Here is an 8737-nt window from a genome sequence, read left to right as displayed (position 1 = left end):
GGCAGGCCCGCGCCGGCGGCGACTGGGCCGACCGGCTGGCCGACCGCACCGACGACGAGGCCCGCGCCGAGGTCGACGTGCTGGTCCGGGGCCTCGTCGCCCAGGTCCTCGGCCACGGCGGCGCGGACGCGGTGCCGGCCGACCGGGCGTTCCGGGAACTCGGCTTCGACTCGCTGACCGCGGTGGACCTGCGTAACCGGGTCAACACCGCGACCGGGCTGCGGCTGCCGTCCACGCTCGTGTTCGACCACCCCAGCCCGGCCGCGCTCGCCGCGCACCTCTTCGAGCTGGTCTCCGGCCGGCTCACCGCCCGCCGCGCCGCCGCCCGGACGGCCGCCACCGACGAGCCGATCGCCATCGTCGGCATGGCCTGCCGCTACCCCGGCGGCGTCAACGACCCCGCGCAGCTCTGGCAGCTCCTCGCCGCCGGTCGGGACGGGATCTCCGAGTTCCCCGCCGACCGGGGCTGGGACCCCGACGCGCTCTACGACCCGGACCCGGACCACCCCGGCACCTCGTACGCCCGGCACGGCGGCTTCCTCGCCGGCGCCGCCGACTTCGACAGCGGCTTCTTCGGCATCTCGCCCCGCGAGGCGGTCGCGATGGACCCGCAGCAGCGGCTGCTGCTGGAGGCGTCCTGGGAGAGCTTCGAGTCCGCGGGGGTGGACCCGGCGGCGCTGCGCGGCTCCCGCACCGGCGTGTTCGCCGGGGTGATGTACCACGACTACGCCTCCCGCCTGGCCGACCTCCCGCCGGACGCCGAGGGCTACGTCGGCACCGGCACGTCGGCAAGCGTGCTGTCCGGCCGGGTGGCTTACACGTTCGGGCTGGAGGGCCCGGCGGTCACCGTGGACACCGCGTGTTCGTCGTCGCTCGTCGCGTTGCACCTGGCCGGGCAGGCGCTGCGGTCCGGGGAGTGCGACCTGGCGCTGGCCGGCGGCGTGACAGTAATGGCGACACCCGGCACGTTCGTGGAGTTCTCCCGCCAGCGCGGCCTGTCCCCGGACGGACGCTGCAAGTCGTTCGCCGCCTCGGCCGACGGGACAGGTTGGTCCGAGGGCGTCGGTGTGCTGCTGGTGCAGCGGCTCGCCGACGCCCGGCGCGAGGGCCGCCGGATCCTGGCCGTGGTGCGGGGTACCGCGGTCAACTCCGACGGGGCATCGAACGGGCTGACCGCGCCGAACGGTCCGTCGCAGCAGCGGGTGATCCGGCAGGCCCTGGCCAACGCGCGGCTGACCACGGCCGAGGTGGACGTGGTGGAGGCGCACGGCACCGGCACCACGCTCGGTGACCCGATCGAGGCCCAGGCGCTGCTCGCGACCTACGGCCAGGACCGGCCGGCCGACCGGCCGCTGCTGCTCGGCTCGGTGAAGTCGAACATCGGGCACACGCAGGCCGCCGCCGGTGTCGCCGGTGTGATCAAGATGGTGCTGGCCATGCGGCACGGCGTCGTGCCGCCGACGCTGCACGTCGACGAGCCGTCCCCGCACGTCGACTGGACCGCCGGTGCGATCACCCTCGCCGGCGCGGCCGTGCCGTGGCCCCGCGTGGACCGCCCCCGCCGGGCCGCGGTGTCGTCCTTCGGCATCTCCGGCACCAACGCCCACGTGATCCTGGAGCAGCCGCCCGTCGCCGACGCCGGTGACGCGCGAACCGACGGTCCGGCCGGGCCGACGGTGGTGCCGGTGCTGCTGTCCGCACGTACCGACGCGGCCCTGGCCGCCCAGGCCGACAGGTGGGCCGACCGGCTCGCCGGCGACGACGCCTGGCGACCGGAGGATGTGGCCTGGTCGTCCGTGACCACCCGTCCCGCGCTGGAGCGACGCGCCGTGCTGCCCGCCACCAGCCGCGACGACCTGCTGGCGGGTCTGCGGGCGCTGGCCGCCGGCGAACCGTCCGGCGGCGTGACCGGTGGCGCCCCGACGCCGCGCGGCCGGCTCGCGATCCTCTTCTCCGGTCAGGGCGCGCAGCGCGCCGGCATGGGGCGGGAGCTGTCCGAGGCGTTCCCGGTGTTCGCGTCCGCGCTCGACGAGGTGTGCGGTCATCTGGATCCGTTGCTGCCGCGGCCGTTGAAGCCGGTGCTGTTCGGTGACGGGGAGCTGATCGACCAGACGCGGTTCACGCAGGCGGGTCTGTTCGCGGTCGAGGTGGCACTGTTCCGCCTCGTCGAGTCGTTCGGCGTGGTGCCGGACTTCGTCGGTGGCCACTCGATCGGTGAGGTCACGGCCGCGTTCGTCGCGGGGGTGCTGTCGCTGTCCGACGCCGCCGCGTTGGTCGCGGCCCGGGGTCGGTTGATGCAGGCGTTGCCGGCCGGCGGCGGAATGCTCGCGGTTGCCGCGTCGGAGTGCGACGTGACCGATTCGATCGCCGGCCGCACTGACATCGGGATCGCGGCGGTGAACGGGCCGTCGTCGGTTGTGGTCTCCGGGCCGGTCGACGCGCTCGACGAGATCGAAGACTCCTGGCGGGGCCGGGGCGTCCGGGTCCGTCGCCTGACCGTGTCGCACGCGTTCCACAGTCCGTTGATGGAGCCGATGCTTGCCGAGTTCCGGGCCGTGCTGGACGGGTTGACGTTCGCGGCGCCGTTGCTGCCGGTGGTGTCGAACGTGACGGGTGCGCTCGCCGGCGGTGACGACCTGCGTACCCCGGACTACTGGGTGCGGCACGTCCGGGAGGCGGTGCGCTTCGCCGACGGTGTCACCGCCCTGCGGCACGCCGGGGCGGACACGTTCCTGGAACTCGGACCGCGCAGCGTGCTGACCGCGCTGACCGCCGAGATCCTGCCCGACGACGAGGCCGTGCTCGCCGTGTCCGTCCAGCGTCGCGACCGCGCCGAGACGCCCGCGCTGCTCACCGCGCTGGCCGACCTGCACGTGCACGGCGTACCGGTCTCCTGGCCGGCGTGGTTCACCGGCCCCGCGCCCACCCGGATCGACCTGCCCACGTACGCGTTCCAGCACCGGCGCTACTGGCCGGCGACCGCCCGCACCCGCCCCGGCGACGTCTCCGGAGCCGGGCTGAGCGACGCCGCGCACCCGCTGCTCGGCGCCACCGTCGAACTGGCCGGCGACGGCACGGTCGTCCTGACCGGCCAGCTCTCCCTCGCCACCCACCCCTGGCTGGCCGACCACGCCGTCGCCGGGACCACCCTGCTGCCCGGCGCCGCCCTCGTCGAGATCGCCGTCCGCGCCGGCGACGAGGCCGGCGTGCCCCGGCTGCGCGAACTCACCGTCGCCACGCCACTGGTCCTGCCCGCCACCGGCCGGCTGCGCCTCCAGGTACGCGTCGACGGCGCCGGCACCCGACGCGCCCTCACCATCCACTCCCGACCCGAGGACGACCCCGGCGCCGGCTGGACCCGGCACGCCGAGGGCCTCCTCGAACCCTCCGTGCCGGACGAGCCCATCATCGGCACCTGGCCGCCGGCCGACGCCACCGAGGTCGACCTCACGGACTGGTACCCGACGCTCGCCGCGCACGGCCTGGCGTACGGGCCGGCGTTCCAGGGTCTGCGGCGGGCCTGGACCGGCGACGACGGGGCGTACGCCGAGATCGCCCTCCCGGACGACCCGGCCGGCGACGCGGCGCGGTTCGGCATCCACCCGGCGCTGCTGGACGCCGCCCTGCACCCGGTCGGGCTCCTGCCCACGGCCGCCGCCGAGGGCCCACGCGTCCCGTTCACGTTCGAGGGCGTGCAGGTGCACGCCGCCGGCGCCACCGTGCTCCGGGTCCGGCTCACCCCCGACGGCGACGCCGTCCGGCTCGTCGCCACGGACGGGACCGGCGCGCCCGTCGTGTCGGTCGACGCCCTGCGCCTGCGGGAGATGACCGGCCTGCCCGCGACCGGCGCCGCCACCCGCTCCCTGTACGAGGTGCGCTGGGAGCCCGCTCCGGCGCGCCCGGGGCGGATCGGCGACTGGGCGGCGCTCGGCGGACCCGTCGAAGGGCTGCCGACGTACCCGGACGTGCCGGCGGCGCTCGCCGCCGGGGCGCCCGAGGTGTTCGTGCTCCCGGTGACCGCGCCGTCCGACGTGGTGCCGCCGGAAGCGGTCCGCGCGGTCACGTCGGACGTGCTGGCGACGGTGCAGGCGTGGTTGGCCGCCGAGGCGTTGGCGGACTCGCGGTTGGTGGTGGTGACCCGGGGCGCGGTGGCGGCCTCGGACGGCGACCGGGTGGTGGATCTGGCCGGTGCGGCGGTGTGGGGGTTGCTGCGGTCGGCGCAGTCGGAGCATCCGGAGCGGATCGTCCTGGCGGACGTGGACCGGGACGTCGACGGCTCGGTGTTGTCGGTGCTGGCCGGGGTGGTGGCGGATCTGCCGGTCACCGGCGGGCAGGTGGCGTTGCGCGGCGACGCCGTGTCGACCCCGCGCCTGGTCCGCGCCGTGCTCGGACCGGTCGCCGGTCCGGGTGTGGACACGACGGACGGGCGCGCTCGCGCCGCTGACGGTGACCCGGTCGATGAGACCCCCACGACCGACCGCGACCCGGTTGCGCCGGTCGTCGGCGACGCCGGCACGGTGCTGGTGACCGGTGGCACGGGGGCACTGGGCGCGCTGGTGGCCGAGCATCTGGTGACCGGGCACGGGGTGCGGTCGCTGGTGCTGGTGTCGCGGCAGGGTCCGGCGGCTCCGGGTGCGGAGGCGTTGGGCGAGCGGCTGACCGGGTTGGGTGCGTCGGTGTCGGTGGTGGCGTGCGACGTCACCGACCGGGACCAGGTGCACCGGCTGGTCGCCGACGTGCCCGGTCGGCTGGTCGGGGTGGTGCACACGGCGGGCGTCCTGGACGACGGTGTGGTGTCGGCGGTCAGTCCGGACCGGTTGGCGAACGTGCTCGCCCCGAAGGTGACCGCCGGGTGGTGGTTGCACGAGGCGACGCGGGACCTCGACCTGGACCTGTTCGTGTTGTTCTCGTCCCTCGCGGGCGTGTTGGGTTCGCCGGGTCAGGCGGCGTACGCGGCGGGGAACGCGTTCCTGGACGCGTTGGCGACGGCCCGGCGGCAGGAGGGTCTGCCGGCGCTCAGCCTCGCGTGGGGGATGTGGGACACCGCCGGGATGGCGGCGTCGCTCAGCGAGGGGGAGCGGCGGCGGTCGGCCCGGGCCGGGCTGCCGCCGCTGAGCACCGAGACCGGGCTGGAACTGTTCGACGCCGCGCTCACCGCCGGCCGGCCGGCCCTGGTACCCGCCGCGATCGACCTGCCCGCGCTGCGCGCGGCCGCCGCCCGTACCCCCGTACCGTCGATGCTGGCGCCCCTCGTCGGATCCGCCGCCACCCGGCGGATCGCGGGCACCGGCGGATGGGCCGACCGGCTGGCCCGGCTCACCGACGACCAGGCGCGCGCCGAGGTCGACGTGCTGGTCCGGGGCCTCGTCGCGCAGGTCCTCGGGCACGGTGGCGCGGACGCGGTGCCGGCCGACCGGGCGTTCCGGGAACTCGGCTTCGACTCGCTGACGGCGGTGGACCTGCGTAACCGGGTCAACGCCGCCACCGGGCTGCGGCTGCCGTCCACGCTCGTGTTCGACCACCCCACCCCGGCCGCGCTCGCCGCGCAGGTGTGGACCGAACTCGCCGGCGGCCGGCCGGACGCGACCACCCCGACGGCGGCCACCACCACCGGACTCGACGAGCCGATCGCGATCGTCGGGATGGCCTGCCGCTACCCCGGCGGAGTGGGGAATCCCGACCAGTTGTGGGAGCTGCTGGCCGCCGGCGGCGACGGGATCGCCGAGTTCCCGGCCGACCGGGGTTGGGACCTGGAGTCGCTGTTCGACCCGGATCCGGACCACAGCGGCACCTCGTACGCGACGCAGGGCGGGTTCCTCTACGACGCCGCCGACTTCGACCCCGGCTTCTTCGGCATCAGTCCCCGCGAGGCCCTGGCCATGGACCCGCAGCAGCGGCTGCTGCTGGAGACCTCGTGGGAGGCGTTCGAGTCCGCCGGCCTCGACCCGGCGAACCTGCGCGGCTCGCGTACCGGCGTGTTCGCCGGGGTGATGTACCACGACTATGCGACCCGGTTGGTCGAGCTACCGGCCGAGGTCGAGGGCTACGTCGGCGTGGGCACCTCGGGCAGCGTGCTGTCCGGCCGGCTGGCGTACACGTTCGGGCTGGAGGGTCCCGCGGTCACCGTGGACACGGCGTGCTCGTCGTCGCTCGTCGCGCTGCACCTGGCGGCGCAGGCGCTGCGGTCCGGGGAGTGCGATCTGGCGCTGGCCGGCGGCGTGACAGTGATGGCGACGCCGGGGACGTTCATCGAGTTCTCCCGCCAGCGTGGACTCGCCGCCGACGGACGCTGCAAGTCCTTCGCCGCGTCTGCCGACGGCACCGGCTGGGGCGAGGGCACCGGCGTCCTGCTGGTGCAACGGCTCTCCGACGCGCAGCGGGAGGGCCGGCGGATCCTGGCCGTGGTGCGGGGCACGGCGGTCAACCAGGACGGGGCGTCGAACGGGCTGACCGCGCCGAACGGTCCGTCGCAGCAGCGGGTGATCCGGCAGGCCCTGGCGAACGCCCGGCTCACCCCGGCCGACGTGGACGTGGTGGAGGCGCACGGTACGGGCACGACATTGGGTGATCCGATCGAGGCGCAGGCGCTGCTGGCCACGTACGGGCAGGACCGGGAGACGCCGCTGCTGTTGGGGTCGATCAAGTCGAACATCGGGCACACGCAGGCTGCCGCCGGTGTGGCCGGGGTGATCAAGATGGTCCTCGCCATGCGGCACGGCCTCGTGCCGGTGACGTTGCACGTGGACGAGCCGTCGCCGCACATCGACTGGACCGCCGGGGCGGTCACCCTCGCCACGGCCCCGACTCCCTGGCCCGACCGGGACCGGCCCCGCCGTGCCGCCGTCTCCTCGTTCGGCATCTCCGGCACCAACGCCCACGTCGTCCTCGAACAACCACCCACCGCTGATCGCCCGGCCGGAGCGGTGATCGAGGGCGACGTGCTCCCCACCCGCTCCGAGCGCCAGGACCGGTCCGCCACGGTCTCGGCCCGCGTCCACCTGCCGGTGCTGCTGTCGGCGCGGACCGACGCGGCGCTGGCCGGCCAGGCCGAGCGATGGGCACGTCGCCTGGCCGCCGACGCCACGCTCCGACCGGTGGACCTGGCCTGGTCCTCGGTGACCACCCGGGCCACCCTGGAACGACGGGCCGTGCTCGCCGCCACCGACCGGGACGACCTGCTGGCGGGTCTGCGGGCGCTGGCCGCCGGCGAACCGTCCGGCGCGGTGCTCTCCGGTGACGCGGTCCGGCGCGGCCCGCTCGCGGTGCTGTTCTCGGGTCAGGGCGCGCAGCGCGCCGGCATGGGCCGGGAGTTGTCCGAGGCGTTCCCCGTGTTCGCCGCCGCCCTCGATGAGGTGTGCGCCCACCTGGATCCGTTGTTGCCGCAGCCGTTGAAGGCGGTGTTGTTCGGTGACGGTGACCTGTTGGATCAGACGCGGTTCACGCAGGCCGGGTTGTTCGCGGTCGAGGTGGCGTTGTTCCGCCTGGTGGAGTCGTTCGGGGTGACGCCGGACGTCGTGGGCGGGCACTCGATCGGTGAGGTGACGGCTGCGTTCGTGGCCGGGGTGTTGTCGCTGCCGGACGCGGCGGCGTTGGTGGCGGCGCGGGGCCGCCTGATGCAGGCGTTGCCGGCCGGCGGCGGAATGCTGGCGGTCGCCGCAACAGAGCCCGACGTGGCCGACTCGATCGCCGGCCGGGCGGACGTCGGGATCGCGGCGGTGAACGGCCCGACGTCGGTCGTGGTGTCCGGGCCGGTCGACGCGCTCGACGAGATCGAACGCATCTGGCGCGACCGGGGTGTCCGGACCCGCCGGCTCACGGTGTCGCACGCGTTCCACAGTCCGTTGATGGAGCCGATGCTTGCCGAGTTCCGCGCGGTGCTGGACGGGTTGACGTTCGCCGCGCCGCTGCTGCCGGTGGTGTCGAACGTGACGGGTGCGGTGGCCGACGGCGACGACCTGCGCACCCCGGACTACTGGGTGCGGCACGTGCGTCAGGCGGTGCGCTTCGCCGACGGGGTCACCGCCCTGCGGAACGCCGGGGTGGACACGTTCCTGGAGATCGGGCCGCGGAGCGTGCTCACGGCGCTGACCGCCGACATCCTGCCCGACGGCGAGGACGTGCGGGCGGTCGCCGTGCAACGCCGGGACCGGGACGAGACCGCAGCGCTGCTGGCCGGGCTGGGCGAGCTGCACGTCCACGGCGTCGCCGTCGACTGGACGCCCTGGTTCGCCGGCACCGACGCGACCCGGATCGACCTGCCCACCTACGCCTTCCAGCACCAGCGCTACTGGCCCGCGCCGCCCACCCGCACGCCGGCCACGCCGGACGCCGCGTTCTGGGCCGCCGTGGAGAGCGGCGACCCCACCGCGCTCGCCGCGCACCTCGGCGACGACACCGCCGCCGACGCGCTCAGCTCCGCGCTGCCGGTCCTCGCCGACTGGCACCGCTCCCGCACCCGGGGACCGGACACCGGGGCGTACCGGATCGGATGGGAGCCGGTGCGCCCCGCCGCCGCAGCCGGCCTGACCGGCCGATGGTTGGTCGCCACCGTCGGCGGCAACGCCGACGGCGGCGTCGCGAGGACGCTCACCGAGGCCGGCGCCACCGTCGACACGCTCACCGTCCCGGCCGGCGCGGACCGCACCGACCTGGGGGAGCGGCTACGGCGCCTCGGCGACGACCAGGGCTGGGCCGGCGTCCTCTGCGTCCTGCCCCGGCAGGACCGGCCGCTTGCCGG

1 protein-coding gene is annotated in these 8737 nt (G+C 75.6%); it reads left to right on the top strand.

The genetic code is table 11. The features are described 5' to 3' along the window. Positions 1-8737 (top strand): type I polyketide synthase (locus HUW36_RS19145; RefSeq protein WP_174529429.1); only part of this gene is annotated, 8737 nt, incomplete at both ends.

The organism is Micromonospora maritima (assembly GCF_902825405.1).
GTDB classification, from domain to species: domain Bacteria; phylum Actinomycetota; class Actinomycetes; order Mycobacteriales; family Micromonosporaceae; genus Micromonospora; species Micromonospora maritima.
The sequence above is the reverse complement of the archived record's forward strand: the minus strand, read 5'-3'. Positions and strand labels throughout refer to the sequence as shown.